Source organism: Streptomyces marianii, from assembly GCF_005795905.1.
GTDB lineage: Bacteria > Actinomycetota > Actinomycetes > Streptomycetales > Streptomycetaceae > Streptomyces > Streptomyces marianii.
This window is the reverse complement of record NZ_VAWE01000001.1, coordinates 1,962,979-1,977,785: the sequence shown is the minus strand read 5'-3', so window position 1 is coordinate 1,977,785 and position 14,807 is coordinate 1,962,979. Positions and strand designations below refer to the sequence as shown.

15 protein-coding genes and 1 pseudogene are annotated in these 14,807 nt (G+C 72.5%); 9 read left to right on the top strand and 7 right to left on the bottom strand.

Translation table 11 applies throughout. The features are described from left to right. Positions 1-18 precede the first annotated feature (18 nt). The 3 genes and pseudogenes from FEF34_RS42730 to FEF34_RS08745 all read left to right on the top strand — a co-directional run. Positions 19-492 (top strand): annotated as a pseudogene (locus FEF34_RS42730) (condensation domain-containing protein); the annotation flags it as partial. A gap of 28 nt (positions 493-520) precedes the next feature. After that, the gene (locus FEF34_RS42725) at positions 521-1,018 is read left to right on the top strand and encodes a hypothetical protein (RefSeq protein ID WP_234043296.1); all 498 of its coding nucleotides are present in this window, start codon (positions 521-523) and stop codon (positions 1,016-1,018) included. Between the two features lie 12 nt (positions 1,019-1,030). Then, positions 1,031-2,326 (top strand): MFS transporter, encoded by a 1,296-nt coding sequence (locus FEF34_RS08745; protein ID WP_138052638.1) that lies wholly within the window; start codon positions 1,031-1,033, stop codon positions 2,324-2,326. An 841-nt stretch (positions 2,327-3,167) separates the two neighbouring features. Here the strand turns inward: FEF34_RS08745 and FEF34_RS08735 are convergent. The 3 genes from FEF34_RS08735 to FEF34_RS08725 all read right to left on the bottom strand — a co-directional run bounded on the left by FEF34_RS08735 (position 3,168) and on the right by FEF34_RS08725 (position 5,356). After that, positions 3,168-4,061: a F510_1955 family glycosylhydrolase gene (locus FEF34_RS08735; protein WP_138052637.1), complete on the bottom strand. Its 894-nt coding sequence runs from the start codon at positions 4,059-4,061 to the stop codon at positions 3,168-3,170. Positions 4,062-4,157: 96 nt separating this feature from the next. After that, a complete protein-coding gene (locus FEF34_RS08730) occupies positions 4,158-4,787 on the bottom strand; it encodes a DUF305 domain-containing protein (protein WP_138052636.1) in 630 nt (209 codons plus the stop codon). A gap of 92 nt (positions 4,788-4,879) precedes the next feature. Next, on the bottom strand, positions 4,880-5,356 hold the full coding sequence (locus FEF34_RS08725) for a hypothetical protein (protein ID WP_234042338.1): 477 nt from the start codon (positions 5,354-5,356) through the stop codon (positions 4,880-4,882). A 398-nt stretch (positions 5,357-5,754) separates the two neighbouring features. On the opposite strand from FEF34_RS08725, the gene FEF34_RS08720 reads away from it, so the two are divergent. Together FEF34_RS08720 and FEF34_RS08715 are read left to right on the top strand one after the other, a co-directional pair. Then, on the top strand, positions 5,755-8,277 hold the full coding sequence (locus tag FEF34_RS08720) for a heavy metal translocating P-type ATPase (protein WP_138052634.1): 2,523 nt from the start codon (positions 5,755-5,757) through the stop codon (positions 8,275-8,277). 330 nt (positions 8,278-8,607) lie between these two features. Beyond that, positions 8,608-9,195 carry a class I SAM-dependent methyltransferase gene (locus FEF34_RS08715; RefSeq protein WP_138052633.1) on the top strand — a complete coding sequence of 196 codons (588 nt, stop codon included), beginning with the start codon at positions 8,608-8,610 and terminating at the stop codon, positions 9,193-9,195. Between the two features lie 217 nt (positions 9,196-9,412). Here the strand turns inward: FEF34_RS08715 and FEF34_RS08710 are convergent, their stop codons facing one another. Next, positions 9,413-9,811, bottom strand: coding sequence for a DUF302 domain-containing protein (locus FEF34_RS08710; protein WP_138052632.1), 399 nt, complete (start codon positions 9,809-9,811; stop codon positions 9,413-9,415). A gap of 151 nt (positions 9,812-9,962) precedes the next feature. Between FEF34_RS08710 and FEF34_RS08705 the strand changes: the two genes are divergently transcribed. From FEF34_RS08705 to FEF34_RS08695, 3 genes are all read left to right on the top strand, one after another. Further along, positions 9,963-11,330, top strand: a complete 1,368-nt coding sequence (locus tag FEF34_RS08705; protein ID WP_138052631.1) for an MBL fold metallo-hydrolase — start codon at positions 9,963-9,965, stop codon at positions 11,328-11,330. Between the two features lie 96 nt (positions 11,331-11,426). After that, the gene (locus FEF34_RS08700) at positions 11,427-11,792 is read left to right on the top strand and encodes a rhodanese-like domain-containing protein (RefSeq protein ID WP_138052630.1); all 366 of its coding nucleotides are present in this window, start codon (positions 11,427-11,429) and stop codon (positions 11,790-11,792) included. Then, on the top strand, positions 11,789-12,532 hold the full coding sequence (locus FEF34_RS08695) for a sulfite exporter TauE/SafE family protein (RefSeq protein ID WP_138052629.1): 744 nt from the start codon (positions 11,789-11,791) through the stop codon (positions 12,530-12,532). Before FEF34_RS08700 ends, FEF34_RS08695 begins: the two co-directional genes overlap by 4 nt. Positions 12,533-12,571: 39 nt before the next feature. On the opposite strand, the gene FEF34_RS08690 is transcribed toward FEF34_RS08695, so the two are convergent. Continuing rightward, positions 12,572-12,859 (bottom strand): metal-sensitive transcriptional regulator, encoded by a 288-nt coding sequence (locus FEF34_RS08690; protein ID WP_138057374.1) that lies wholly within the window; start codon positions 12,857-12,859, stop codon positions 12,572-12,574. Positions 12,860-12,941: 82 nt separating this feature from the next. Here FEF34_RS08690 and FEF34_RS08685 point away from each other — a divergent pair, with 82 nt between their 5' ends. After that, positions 12,942-13,517, top strand: coding sequence for a rhodanese-like domain-containing protein (locus FEF34_RS08685; RefSeq protein WP_138052628.1), 576 nt, complete (start codon positions 12,942-12,944; stop codon positions 13,515-13,517). A gap of 291 nt (positions 13,518-13,808) precedes the next feature. Here the strand turns inward: FEF34_RS08685 and FEF34_RS08680 are convergent, their stop codons facing one another. Both FEF34_RS08680 and FEF34_RS42715 read right to left on the bottom strand, forming a co-directional pair. Then, positions 13,809-14,429: a mycothiol-dependent nitroreductase Rv2466c family protein gene (locus tag FEF34_RS08680; RefSeq protein ID WP_138052627.1), complete on the bottom strand. Its 621-nt coding sequence runs from the start codon at positions 14,427-14,429 to the stop codon at positions 13,809-13,811. A gap of 25 nt (positions 14,430-14,454) precedes the next feature. Beyond that, the gene (locus FEF34_RS42715; RefSeq protein ID WP_234042337.1) at positions 14,455-14,646 is read right to left on the bottom strand and encodes an ester cyclase; all 192 of its coding nucleotides are present in this window, start codon (positions 14,644-14,646) and stop codon (positions 14,455-14,457) included. Between the last annotated feature and the right edge of the window lie 161 nt (positions 14,647-14,807).

Sequence of the window (14,807 nt, the reverse complement as noted above, 5' to 3'; positions counted from 1 at the left end):
ACCCGGAACCGGTTGCAGGTGGTTGTGCCTGCTGGCGGGCTGGTGTTGCAGCGCCGGGAGTGCGGGGAGGTGGAGCTGGATGAGGTGGTGCGCGAGGAGGTCGGTTACACCTTCGCGCTTGCGTCGGAGCTGGCGGTGCGGGCGACCCTGGTGTCCTTGGGTGTGGACGATCATGTGCTGGTGGTGTTGTTCCACCACATCGCCACGGATGGTGAGTCGATGCGTCCGTTCGTGCGTGATCTGAGTGTGGCGTACGAGGCTCGGCTTTCCGGTGGGGTGCCGGACTGGGCGCCGCTGCCGGTGCAGTACGCGGACTATGCGTTGTGGCAGCGGCAGGTGCCGGGTTCGGAGGAGGACCCGGATTCGGAGCTGAGCGGTCAGCTGGCGTTCTGGCGTGAGGCGCTGGCGGATCTGCCGGTTGAGCTGGAGTATCCGACGGACCGGCCTCGTCCGGCGGTGGCGTCGCAGCGTGGTGGGGGGTTCGAGGTCGAGCTGGGCGTGGAGTTGCACGCTCGGCTGGATGAGCTGGCCCGCACGACCGGTACGACCTTCCCACGCCGTCGCCGTGCGGCTCCAGGAGACCGGGGAGAAGGTCGACTTCCTCGCCGTACTCGACGGGTTGCCCGCGGCCGCCGGGCAGCGTGGACCCGGGTACACTCACGACGATCCGAGGGTGTGGCCGGCGATCGTGGAGCCGGTCGGGCACGACCCTGCCGACCCCGGCAGTCCGCTCGCTGGTCTGGGCGCGGACGGGCTCACGTCCCTGGCGCGGGTCTTCGCCGACCTGTCCAACCTCCGGGGCTCGTACTCCTCCGGAGTCTTTGACGGGGAGATGCTGTTCTTCGCCGCCACCGCGGGCCGCGCCGAACGCACCGGGAGCGGCCTCTGGTCCCCGTACGTCTCCGGTGACGTCGAGCTGCGTGAGATCGACTGCGCGCACGGGGCGATGACCCAGCCCGGACCGCTGCGCGAGATCGGACGAATCGTGGCTGAGCGCTTGAACGAGCTGCCCCAGTAGAAGGTTGAGGACATGGAAAAGAACAGCGAGCCATCCGACGACACGTCGGCCGAGGGCTCGTCACGAGTGGGGTCCCGCCTGGTCGCCCGGGGCCTGATCCCCGAGCGCGGCCCCAAGCGGACCCTGGCCCTCGCCACCTTCGTGAACGAGATCGGCAACGGCCTGTTCATGATCGGTGCCGCGCTCTACTTCACCCGGTCGGTGGGTCTGTCCGTGACGCAGGTCGGCCTCGGCATGGGCATAGCCGCCCTGGCCGGTCTGCTCTCAGGGGTCCCGGTCGGGCACCTCGCCGACCGGCGGGGCCCGCGCGAGACCTACCTGATCACCATCTGTGTGGAAGCCGTGGCGATGGCCGCGCTGGTGTTCGTCCACACGTTCTGGCTGTTCGTCATCGTCGTCTGCGTGATCCAGCTCGCCAGCTCGGCCAGCCAGGCGGCGCGCGGACCGCTGGTACGCGGCTTCGCCGGTCCCAACCCGACCAAGTTCCGGTCCTACATGCGGGCGCTCAGCAACCTCGCGGGCGCCAGTGGCGGCGTCGCGGCGGGCATCGCCGTGCAGTTGGACACCCGGGCCGCGTATCTGGCCCTCGTACTGGGCAACGCCCTGACGTTCGTGGCCTGCGCCGCCGTGATCTCCCGGCTGCCGTCCCTCCCGCCCGTCAAGGCGCCGGAACGGCAGGGGCGCTGGATCGCGCTGCGGGACACCCCGTTCGTGACGGTCACCGCGCTGGACGGGATCCTGTCCCTCCAGGGCTATGTGCTGGTGTTCGCGCTGCCGCTGTGGATCGTGGAGGAGAGCAGCGCGCCGCGCTGGCTGGTCTCCGTGTGCGTGCTGGTCAACACCATGTTGGTGGTGTGCTTCCAGGTGCGGGCGAGCCGGGGCATCGACACCAACACGGCGGCCACCCGGGCGGTCCGCCGCGCCAGCCTCGCCTTCCTGCTGGGCATGGCGCTGATCGCGACGACGGGCGAGATGTCGGGGAAGCTGGCCGCCGTGGTGATCGTCACGGGCGTGGCGGTCCACACGGTCGGTGAACTCTGGCACGCGGCCGCCTCGTTCGAGCTGAGCTTCGGACTCGCGCCACGCCACGCGCAGGGGCAGTACTCGGGTCTGTCCGGCCTCGGCCACGGCTTCGCGAGCGCCGCGGCGCCCTCCGTCCTGGGCCTGCTCTGCATCACCTGGGGCGCCCCCGGATGGCTGGTGATGGGCGCCGTCTTCGTGGTCGTCGGACTGATCATGCCGTACGTCGTGCGCTGGGCGGAACGCACCCGCGAACCGGCCCCCGCCGAACAGACCACCGCGGCCTGACCACCCCTCCCCGGCAACCCCACCCCCACCACCGGCGACCGGCTGGGCGGCCCCCCGTACAGGGTGGCCGCCCGGCCGCCCGTTGTCGGGTACGTCCCGGACCGGTTCTCCCCCGACGAACGCATGTCGGCCGCGGCGTACCTGACGCACATGGGCCGTGTCCGCGGGCTGACCACCTCGGTCGCCTCGGCGCGGGCCGGTCGGCTACTGGACCGACTCGCGCTGGTGGGCGGCAAGCACGCCCCCTTCGGAGCCTGTCGAAGGGCAACGCGCAGAAGGTCGCGCCGGCCCAGGCCTTCCTGGTGGAACCCGGGCTGCTTGTCCTGGACGAGCCGTGGTCCGGGCTTGATCACTCCCGTCATGCTGCTCACCGGCATCAGCTGCGCCGACCTCTGCATGGGCACCACCGAGGTCGCCATGGCCAAGGAGCGGTACGCGGAGAACATGCACGCCGACGTGGCACTCATCGCCCCGCCCGGCGGTTTCGACCCCGGCACGCTGCGAAACGCAGGCCGTGAACGAGCCGGCCGCAACCGTTCTGGTAGCCCGCCGCCTCACCGGCTGGTGGTCCGCACGAGGGTCCGCCTGAGGCCCGGGCGCGACGTCAACGGCGAACCCGGCGGCGCGGTGGGGCGTGCCCGCGCACTGCGTTGGCGCGCCGCGGATTGCCGGAACGCCCAACGGCGAACGCTGCCGGTGGCGGGCCTCGGGCCCCTGGGCGGAGCCGGGGTGCGCGTCGGCTGTCCGTACGCGTCGTCCGGCGCCGCCGGGCCGAGACGAGGCCCCCGCCGGAGCAGTGCCCCACGGCACCGGCTCCGGCGGAGCCTTCCGGCCGTGTGGGTCAGTGGCCGTCGCCGGCCTCGACCGTGAACCGCTGGGTGAACGTCCTTCCGCCGTCCCGGGACTCGTAGACGCCGCTCTGTGTGGCGGCGAGGACGTGCCGGTCGTCGACCGCGGTGAGTGCCTGGGCCTGTCCGCCGGGAACGGTGCCCGCCTGCTGCCAGGTGGCGCCACCGTCGCCGCTGCGGCTGAGCCCGCCCGCGTCGTCGATCCCGTACAGAGCCCCGGACTCCGGCCATGAGAGGAACGCCATAGCCGGCTGCCGGCCCTTGGCGAAGGTCCTTCCGCCGTCGGTGCTCTGTGCGACGCCGTCGACGGTGGTGGCGAGGACCGTGTCCGGGCTGTCCGGGCTGACGGCGATGTCCAGTGCCTGGAGGCGGGCGCGGTCGTCCCAGGCCGTTCCGTCCTTGCTGACACGCAGCAGCGCGTTGGTGCTGTCGTAGCCGTAGACGGTGCCGTGGGCGTACTCGAGGGCGTGGAAGTCGACCTCGCCGGACAGGGAGCGGGTCTTCCAGGTCTTGCCGGAGTCGGTGCTCTCGATCAGGCCGAGGTTGGCGGGGCCGCCGGTTCCGGTGGCGGGGTGGCCGCTGGCCAGGAACGTCCCCGCCTCGGCGACGGTGAATCCCATGAAGTCGTCCGCGCTTGCGCCGACCCGCTCGGCCGCGCCGTCCTTGCCCGGCGTGAAGACGCCTTCGTGGGTGGCGACGTAGAGCCGGCCGTCGGCGGGGTCCGTGCCCAACCCGTGGACGTGGCCGTGCAGCGAAGCGGACGTCTCCCCGGCAGCGGTGCCGGTGCCGGTGCCGGTGTCGCTGTCGCCGGCGCAGGCGGTCAGTACGAGTCCGAGGGCGAGGGCCGCGGTGGCGGCCAGTGGGCGATGGGGAATGCTGAGCTTCATCTTCTTCTTGTCCTGCCGAGGGATGGGGTGAGTGGGGCGCGCGCACGCTGTCCGGGCCTTGCGTGAAGGCCCGGAACAGCGTGCGCGCGGTGCGGATCAGAGCCGGTCGAGGATGCTCCGCATCTGCTCGACCTCGGCGGACTGGGTCTTGACGACCTCGTCGGCGAGCTTCCTGGCGGCGGCGTTGCGGCCCTTGGCCTGCTCGTCCTTCGCCATCTCGATGGCACCGTTGTGGTGGTCGATCATCATCTGGGCGAACTTGCGGTCGAAGTCCGTGCCCTTGGCGGCCATGAGCGCGGCCATGTCGTCGTCGGACATCATCCCGGGCATCTCCCCGGCGCCGTGGGCGGCGCCGTGGTCCGTGCCGGGCGATTCCGGCTTGCCCCAGGCACTGAGCCACGACCGCATGGTCCGGATCTCGGGCTCCTGGGCGTTCTCGATCTGCCCGGTCAGGGTCTTGATCTCCTGGTCGGACGCGCGGCCGTCGGCCAGCTCGGCCATCTCCACGGCCTGCTGGTGGTGCGGGATCATGCCCTGGGCGAATGCGACGTCCGCGTCGTTGAACGCGTCCGCGGTGGAAGCCGCGGTCCTGGCCGGCGGGGAAGCGGGGGAGTCGCTGCCGTCGCCGCCGCAGGCGGTGAGCAGCAGGGCGCCGGCGGCGACGGCTCCCACCACCGCGACACGGCGGTGCGGGGGCATACGGAAGGAAGGCTTGAACGCGGTCATGTTCCGGGTACCTCGTGGTGTCGATCGTGCGTGTGGATGCGTAGGCGTGACGGCAGGGCAGAGCCGATGGCCCCCTGCGCGGGAGATTCGGCCTAGATCCGCAGAATCGACAGTTGGGCGAGGTCGGGAGCTCTCGGGGGATCGGGGCGCGCGGCTGCGAGAACCCTGGTGGCGAGCCTCGCGAACAGGTCGCGTCGCCCCACGAACACGGCGTGCAGCAGCCCGGCCAGAGCCCAGGAGCCGAGGACGGCCAGACACAGCGAGGCCATGTCCATCGCCGTACCGGGTACGTCCGCCGGCGCGGGGCCGAAGGCCTGCTCCGGTCCGGCGGCCGCGTCCGCAGCGCGTGGAGCCGGGGGCGGCCCCGTGTCGGGGACGACGTCCGCGCCGTGCTCGTGGCCGTGCGCGGGCATCCCGACCATGCTCGTCATGTGCGAGGGGGAGGCCGTCCCCGTCGCGGAGCCGTCGCCGGGGTGACCCACGGTGTGCATGATGAACACACCGAGTGCCAGCACCACGACGAGCAGGAGACGCGCTGCGACGCCCACCGCTCGTGTGCACTGCTGCACTTGCACCCACCTCCGCCGTCGAAGATAGCCGAGACTCCGGGATCTGCTCTGCGGCGCCCCGGCTGTCAGTGGCTCCGGCCCGACCCCACGCGGCCGGCGAGCGTGGCCGCGAAGCTGCCGGAGGGCTGGGTGTGCGTCATGGGGCTGTCGGCCGTGCACCGTCGACGCCCCGGAGCGCGGGCGTGTCCGGCCCGTGCCGGGAGGGGGAGTCCACGATTCCGCCGGTGATCAGGGTGTTCGTGTTCCAGGCGGGGGCGCGGCCACTGCCCGGTGAGCGGTTTTCCGTCCCCGCGTCGCCGCCTTGCCACCCCCGGGGAGAGGCGTAGCTTCGGACTCAGGAGCCCAGGTGATGTCGCGGTCGGCACCGCTGAACGACCGGCCCACGGAGGGAGGGCGCCATGAGCGCCGCGGATATCGGGGTCGTGGTCGGGGCGGTCGCGCTGATCGCGTTGCTGGCCTGGTACTTCTTCGGTTCGAAGAAGTCGAGCCGGGCCGAGCTCAGAGGCGGCTTCCAGGAGATCGGCGTCACGGTCAAGGGCAGCTACGCGCCGGATCTGATCCGGGTCCGTCAAGGCGTACCGGTCCGGATGGTCTTCGACCGGCAGGAGGCGGGGGACTGCACCTCTCGCGTGCTCTTCCCCGACTTCCGGATCGCCGCCTCGCTCCCGGCGTTCGACACGACCGTGGTGGAGTTCACCCCGGACCGGCCGGGACGGTTCGGGTTCGTGTGCGGGATGAGCATGGTGCACGGAACGTTGCTCGTCGAGCCGGGCGACGGTGAGATCCCGGAGTCCGCCGCCGGCGCCACCGAGGAGGAGCCGGCTCCGCTCGCGCGTCCCGAGGCGGGTGCCGCGGAGCGGGAGGATGCCGAGGCGGCCGCGCGGGGTGCGGAGATCGCCGACCTGACGCGGCGTGTCGCCGTCGGGGCAGTGCTGTCGCTGCCGGTCGTGGCGGCCGTCATGCTGCACGAGGTGTTCGGCGTGGACGTGCCCCGCCTGCTGCTCGACCGATGGTGGCAGTTCGCGCTGATCACGCCGGTGATGTTCTACACCGGGTGGCCGATCCACCGCACCGGCTGGCTCGCCCTGCGTAACCGCGCTGCCGAGATGAACGCGCTGATCACGCTGGGCACGTCGGCGGCGTACGGCTACAGCGTGCTGGTCACCGTTGCGCCGGGACTGCTGCCCGCGGGCGTGCGCGAGGTGTACTACGAGGCCGTCGGCGTCATCCTCACCCTGATCCTGCTCGGCCGCCTCTTCGAGGCGAAGGCCAAGGCGGGCACCGGGCAGGCGATCCGCGAACTGCTGAACCTGCAGGCGAAGACCGCCCGGGTGGTGCGGGACGGTGCGGAGGTGGAGGTGCCCGTCGAGCAGGTCGCCGCAGGGGACGTCGTCGCCGTCCGCCCCGGGGAGAAGGTCCCGGTGGACGGGGTGATCGTGGAGGGCCGATCCACGCTGGACGAGTCCATGGTGACGGGTGAGTCGATCCCGGTGACCAAGAGCACGGGCGATGAGGTCGTGGGCGCGACCATCAACCAGACCGGGGCCTTCCGCTTCCGGGCGACCAAGGTCGGCGCGGACACGATGCTCGCCCAGATCGTCAGGCTGGTGCAGCAGGCGCAGGCATCCCGGGCCCCCATCCAGCGGATCGCCGACCTGGTCGCGAGCTACTTCGTACCGGTGGTGGTGTTCATCGCCATCGCCTCGTTCACCGTGTGGTTCCTCGTCGGGCCTGCCCCGGCGCTGACCTTCGGGCTGGTGGCCGCCGTCGCGGTGCTGATCATCGCCTGCCCCTGCGCGCTGGGTCTGGCGACCCCGCTGTCGATCATGGTGGGCACCGGGAAGGGAGCCCAGGCGGGCATCCTGATCCGCTCCGCCGAAGCGCTGGAGACCGCGCAGCGGCTGGACGTGGTCGTGCTGGACAAGACCGGTACGGTCACCCAGGGGCGGCCCAAGCTGACCGACGTCTTCGCCGCCGAGGGCACCACCGAGGACGAGGTGCTGCGCCTGGTCGCCTCGGCCGAGTACTCCTCCGAGCATCCTCTGGGCCAGGCGATCGTCTCCGGCGCCACCGGCCGTGGCATCGCCCTGGCTCGGGTCGGCGAGTTCGACTCGGTGACCGGACACGGCATCACCGCGGTCGTCGACGGCCGCCGGGTGCTGGTGGGCAAGGAAGCGCTCCTGTCCGACCAGGGCATCGACACAGCAGCTTTGTCGGCGGAGGCGGACCGCTTGGCCGCAGAGGGCAAGACGGCCATGTACGCCGCCGCCGACGGCCGGCCGCTCGGCCTGGTCGCCGTCGCTGACACGGTCAAGCAGGACTCGGCCGCCGCCATCACCGAGCTGAAGCGGCTCGGCCTGGAGATCGTGATGATCACCGGGGACAACGCGCGGACCGCCGGGACCATCGCGGCCGAGGTCGGCATCGACCGGGTGCTGGCCGAGGTGCTGCCCGAGCACAAGGCGGACGAGATCCGCCGCCTCCAGGAGGAGGGCAAGCGCGTCGGCATGGTGGGCGACGGCATCAACGACGCCCCGGCGCTCGCCCAGGCAGACGTCGGCTTCGCCATCGGCACCGGCACCGATGTCGCCATCGAGGCGGCGGACATCACGCTGATCTCCGGGTCGCTGGGCGGCGTGGTCACCGCGGTGACGCTGAGCCGGGCCACGATGCGCAACATCCGCCAGAACCTGTTCCTCGCGTTCGTCTACAACACCGCGGGCATCCCCGTCGCGGCCGGTGTGCTCTACCCGTTCACCGGCTGGTTGCTCAGCCCGATGGTCGCGGCCGCGGCGATGGCGCTGTCCTCGCTCTCGGTGGTGGGCAACGCCAACCGGCTGCGCCGGTTCACCCCCAGCCCGCTGCCCGGCGCCCCGCCCGCACGGGCCGAGGCCGAGGCGCCGGCCCACGCGGCCGCATGAGCGGATTCACGCAAGAGGAGGGCGGAAACGGGCCCGCGCCCCCGTACCGGGGCGAGGAGACCGCCTCGTAGGGCAGGGGCCGGCTGCGCCGAAGTCCGTCCCCGGGCGGCACGGGCACCCTCATCCTGCACCAGGAGGTCGGGTGGGCGGCTCCTGAGCGTGGCCGGCACCGGCGTGCCATCCCCGACGACGAGCTCCCCTCTCGCGTCCTCGACCGCTTCTTCCGGAGCGCTCCGTGCGACGGGACGCGTAGCTTGGCGGCAGGAGGACGGCCGCACCCGGCGCGCGACCCGGCTCGCCCTGGCGGCCCGGGACCCGAGGAGGCGGGACATGGACGCGAACGCCTGGGACGAGCGGTACAGGGCGTCGGAACGCGTGTGGCCGGCCGAACCCGACAGGTGGGTGGTCAGGGAGACGTCCGGGCTGTCCCCCGGCCGGGCCCTGGACCTGGCCGCGGGGGAGGGGCGCAACGCCCTGTGGCTGGCCGGCCGCGGCTGGCGCGTGGACGCCGTCGACTTCTCACCGGTCGCCGTCCGGCGTATCGCCGACGCGGCGGACGTGCGGCAGGCGGAGGTGCGGGCCGAGGTCGCCGACGTCACCCGGTACACCGCCGAAGAGGCCGCGTACGACCTGGTCCTCCTGTCCTACCTCCAACTCCCCCGGCAGGACATGGCGGGGGTCCTGGAAGCCGCGGGCAGGGCCGCACGGCCCGGGGGAACGCTGCTCCTGGTCGGCCACGACGTCGCCAACCTCACCCAGGGGACGGGCGGGCCGCAGGATCCGCGGGTGCTCTCCAGCCTGGAGCAGGTCAGGGCGGCGTGGGAACCGTGTGCCGATGTCGTCGTGGCCGAGGTCGCACGCCGCCCGGTGGGGCAGGAGGTGGCACTGGACACGGTGGTCCGCGCCGTCCGCCGGTGAGGTCGACCGGCGGCCTCCGCGCGCCCTGCCGCCCGACCGCCGGCGCGGCACCCTGCGCGACGGCGCTCGCCGGGTTCGTGCCACAGGCACGGTGCCGGCGGCACCGGCGCCGGGTGGACCCGTCCCCGCCCACGGGTGGCGGGGGACCGGCTGCGGCGATGACGCCGGCCCTGGACGGGCCGTCGTCGCGGGACCTCGCGCGCTGCGGGCTCGGCCGTCATGCGCCCGCGGCATTGAGGGAGGAGAGGGCCGCGTCGAGACGGCGGGTGGCCTCACGCGCGACGGGTGCCATGGCGTCCAGGCCGGTGAGGGCGACCATGGCGCCGGGGTCGAGGGCCTCCACGACGACCTGGTCGCCGTCGGCCCGGACGACGACGTTGCAGGGCAGCAGGAGCCCGACGGAACGGTCGGCCTCCAGGGCCTGGCGTGCCAGGGGCGGGTTGCAGGCGCCGAGGATCAGGTACCGCTCCATGTCGTGGTCGAGCCTGGCCTTGAGGGTCGCCTGTACGTCGATCTCGGTCAGGACGCCGAAGCCCTGCTCGGCCAGGGCCTGCCGGACGGCCTGCTGCACCTGCTCGAACGGTGCCTTCAGCGTCACGGTCCGTTCGTAGGACACGGTCTTCCACCTCGTTTCCGGTACGGCCGGGGTACCCGGCGGGTGCGCTGCCATGTGACCTCTGCCACTCGGTGAAATATACCCCCGGGGGTAAAGGTTAGGGTGAGTGTAATACCCCTGGGGGTAATTTCCACGCGAAAGGAGTATCCCGGTGTTCTTCGTTGACACGATCGAGCTCGAGGGCCTGGGCAACCGCAGCTACCTCGCCGGCGGCGAGCGGGCGGCGGTGGCGGTGGACCCACCCCGTGACGTCGACCAGGTGCTCGCCGCCGCCGCCCGGCGGGGAGTGCGCATATCCCATGTGGTGGAGACGCACCTCCACAACGACTACGTCACCGGCGGCCTGGAACTCGCACGCATCACCGGAGCCGCCTATCTCGTGCCGGCCGGTGCGCGGGTCTCGTTCACCCGGACCCCGGTCGTCGACGGCGACACCGTCGACGTCGACACGGGCCTGACCCTGACGGCCGTCGCGACGCCCGGGCACACGCCCCATCACACCGCGTACGTCCTCGGGGTGGAGGGGCACCCGGTCGCCGCCTTCACCGGCGGCTCCCTGCTCATCGGCACGGTGGGCCGTCCGGATCTCGTCGAGCCCCGCCTGACCGAACGGCTGGCCCGCGCCCAGCACGCCTCCGCACACCGCCTCGCCGACGCCCTGCCGGACGACACGGCGGTTCTGCCCACGCACGGGTTCGGCAGCTTCTGCTCGTCCGCGCAGGCCGAAGGCGACGCCACGACCATCGGCAAGGAGAAGGTCGCCAACACGGCTCTCACCGCCGATGTGGAGACCTTCGTCGCCGACCTGCTCGCAGGACTCGAGGACGTGCCCGCCTACTACGCCCACATGGGTCCGGCCAACGCCGCAGGCCCCGCCCCCGTCGACCTGACCCCGCCCGCGGTCGCCGACCCGGCCGAGATCGCCGCACGGCTCGCGGCCGGAGAGTGGGTGGTGGACCTGCGGAACCGGATCGCGTTCGCCGAGGGGCACGTCGCCGGTTCGTTCAACTTCGAAGCGGACGGCAAGCTCGCCACCTACCTCGCCTGGATGATCCCGTGGGGCAAGCCGGTCACCCTGCTCGCCGACACGGCCGGGCAACTGGCCGCCGCTCAGCGGGAACTGGTGCGCGTCGGCATCGACCGCCCGGCCGCCGCCGCGACCGGCGGTCCCGGTGACTGGCTCCGCGACGGCGAGAGCCCCGCGTCCTTCCCCCGTGCCACGTTCGCGCAACTCGCCGAGCGGAACGGGCAGGGCGGGAACGGGATCGTCGTGCTCGACGTGCGCCGCGACTCCGAGCACGCCGAAGGCCGGATAGCGGGATCGGTCCACATCCCGATCCACCAGCTGCACCGCCGCCTCGGTGAGGTGCCCGACGGCACGGTCTGGGTGCACTGCGCCGGCGGCATGCGCGCCGGTATCGCCGCCTCGGTGCTGGACGCCGCCGGACGGCGGGTGGTGGCCGTGGACGACGGCTTCGACGCCGCCGCCGAGGCCGGGCTGACCGTCGTCACCGGCTGAACCGGGCAGGGCCCGGCGCGCCCGAACGGGGCACCGGAACAAGGCGCCTGAGCAAGAAGACCGCACAAGAAGACAGAGAGAAGGGTGAAGTGGACGATGTTCCTCTTCCGTAGGAGTGCACCGCGCCTGTCCGTGGACGAGGCCCGCACCCGCACCAGTGGGGACCGGCCGGAAGCCGTCCTGCTGGACGTGCGGGAGAAGCCCGAGTGGCAGGCCGGGCACGCCCCGGGTGCCGTGCACGCCCCGCTGACCCGGCTGGCCGCGGGCGCGGCACTGCCCACCTCCGCGCAGAGCCGTCCGCTGGTGGTGATCTGCCGGAGCGGGCACCGCTCGCAGCAGGCCGCGAAGCTCCTGACGGAACGGGGTGCGGACGCGACGGACGTCGAGGGCGGCATGGACGCGTGGGCCGCCGCCGGATTCCCGGTGGTCGACCATCGCGGGAACAGCGGCTCGATAGCGTGAGCACCCTGATCCTCGCCCTGATCGCCGGGGCCGTCATCGGCCTGGCCCTCGGCGCCCTCGGCGGCGGTGGCAGCGTGCTCGCGGTCCCCGCACTGATCTACCTGCTGGGGTTCTCGCCCGCGTCGGCGACCACCGCGAGCCTGGTCATCGTCACCGCTACCTCGGCCGCCGCCCTCTACGCCCACGCGAGAGACGGCAACGCCGTATGGAAGACCGGGACGCTGTTCGCGGCCGCGGGCATCCTGCCGGCGTTCCTCGCCGGAGCGGTCGCGGGTCGCCTCCCGGCAGAGGTGCTCACCGCCGCCTTCGCGGTCATCGCCGCGCTGGCCGCCCTGCGCATGCTGCGACCCGCGAACTCCCCGCCGCCGGAGCGGATACGTCCCGCCAGGGCGGCGGGAGCGGGGGCCGGGCTGGGAGCCGTGACGGGCTTCCTCGGCGTCGGTGGCGGGTTCCTCGCCGTCCCGGCTCTGGTGGGGGTCCTCGGTCTGCGGATGAAGCAGGCAGTGGGCACGAGCCTGCTGGTCATCACCGTCAATTCGCTGGCCGCGCTCACCGCGCGGACCGGAACCGGCGGGGACCTGCGCTGGGAGGTGATCGCCCCGTTCACCGGAGCCGCGGTCCTCGGTGCCTGGGACGGGAAGCGCCTCGCCGCGAGGATCACCGGCCAGGCCCTGCAACGGGCCTTCGCCTTCGCCCTGCTGGGGGTGGCGGCCTTCATGCTCGTCGACGTGGTCGTCTGAGCGCGCAGGCCGCCGCGCCTCGGGGCGGCTGAGGACGGCTCAGGCCAGCGAGAGGAAGAGCTTCTCCAGCCGGCCGCGCATCTCGTCGCGATCCTCACCGGAGCGGCTGCCGTCCTCCATCCCGGTCAGGCACTGCTGCAGCCCCGTGGCGATGATCGCGAATCCGGCCCGGTCCAGCGCGCGGGACGCGGCCGCCAGCTGGGTCACGACCTCCTCGCAGTCCCTGCCCTCCTCGATCATCCGGATCACCCCAGAGATCTGGCCCTGTGCCCGGCGCAGCCGGTTCAGGACCGCCTTCAGCTCCGCTCCCGCCAGATCAAGCTCCATCATCACTCCTCACTAAATACCCCCAGGGGTAAGATACTCCCCTCGTCGGGGGCACTGCCGACAGAAAAGGATGACATCCGCCATGGTCACGCCCACCACCCTCGGTCCCGGCGAAGCCCGCACCCGGCTGCACGAACTGACCGTCATCGACGTACGCACCCCGGGTGAGTACGCCGGCGGCCACCTGCCCGGTGCGCTGAACATTCCCCTCGACCAGATCCAGCGGGCCCTGCCCGACATCCGCCACGTCGCCGACCGCGGCGACGTCCTCGTCGTCTGCGCTTCCGGCGCCCGCTCGGAGAACGCCTGCCGGATCCTCGCCGAGAACGGCATCGCCACCGCCACGCTCTCCGGCGGCACCGGTGCCTGGGCTGCCGACGGCCATGACCTGCACCGCCCCCAGGGCGCCACTCGCGCCACCTGGGGCATGGAACGACAGGTCCGCCTCACCGCCGGCGCCGTCGTCCTTCTCGGCCTCCTCCTCGGCCTCCTCGTCCATCCCGCATTCCAGATCCTGTCGGCGGGCATCGCCGCCGGACTGGCCGTCTCCGCCCTCACCAACACCTGCGGCATGGCCGCCATGCTCGCCAAGCTCCCCCACAACCGCCCCCGCGCCGCCGAGCTCGACCACACCCTGGCCCGACTCCGCGACCGCTGAACGGGGAGAGGGCGGGGGGCCCGGCTCGCCGGGTTCCCGCTCGCTCTCCTCCGGAGGGCCCGAGGTCCTGAGTGCGTCCCCCGCGCGTAGGCGGCTCCGAGAGGATGGTTCGTCTCTGAGGGGCGCAGGCCGTGTTGCCCGGCCGGGCGGCGGAGGACACCCGGAGCTGGCGGGGATCGCGGGCACGGGGGCACGCGTTGCCGGGCCCGGTGTACCGGCCGCTCGCCGAGGCCGTGCTCCGGCACGTGCACCGGCAGCGGTAGGCGGCGCGGGCCCCACCGGACGTGCGGGTCAGTCGGCCATGTCGAACCGGGGCTCGCCGGTCCGGGTGCGCTTGACCTCATGGAAGCCCGGAACAGCGGCCATCAGCACGAAACCGTCCCACAGCCGTCCGGCCGCCTCCCCGGTGGGCGCGGGGGAGACGACCGGACCGAAGAAGCCGACACGTTGGCCACCGGGACCGGCGACCGAGACCACCGGGGTGCCGATGTCACCGCCGGCCAGGGCGACGGCCTGCGCGTGCGAGGATCGGATTACCTCGTCGTAGGCGGTGGACTCGGCGGCCTCCGCGATCTCCTCCGGCAGCCCGGCATCCGCCAGTACCGCGGTGAGGTTCCCCCAGTCCCCCCGGAGGTGGAAGCGGGTGCCCATCGCCGTGAAGAGGTCGCCGAGCGCCTGCTGGCCGAACCGCTCCTCCACGGCGGCACACACCCGCACCGGAGCCCACATGTAGTCCTCCCAGTCGCCCTCGGGGTCGTCGTCCCGGTGCTCGTTGAGCACCGAAAGACTCATCACCCGCCAGCGGACGCCCACCGGCCGGACCTTGGTGACCTCCACCATCCACCGCGAGGCGATCCACGTGTACGGGCAGACGGGGTCGAACCAGAAGTCGACGGTTCGCAGTTCGGTCATGATCGGCTCCTCGCACGGTCGCGCTCTATCGGCGCCGGTCCCACGACTCCGGCCACGGCTCACCGAGCCGGCGACACGTGCCCCGGTACTCGGGCCAGTCCCGATGCTCCCCGACCTTGCCGTCGACGACGCGCAGCGAATGGATCTGCTCACCCGTGAAGCGGCGGCTGGTGGGTGCGAAGCCCGCCAACGGTCCGACGTGCCGGCCGTAGAGCACCAGGTACGCCCGGACCCAGTCGCCCCGCTCCTCGATCTCGACCTCCTCCCAGATGCGCGGTGCGCGTCCTCGGGGAAGGTCATCCGCGGCCAGGCTACCGCCCTCGCGAACGCCTCGGGCCCTTTCCCGAACCCGTGCTCGATCGTGGCCTGATTCAGGTG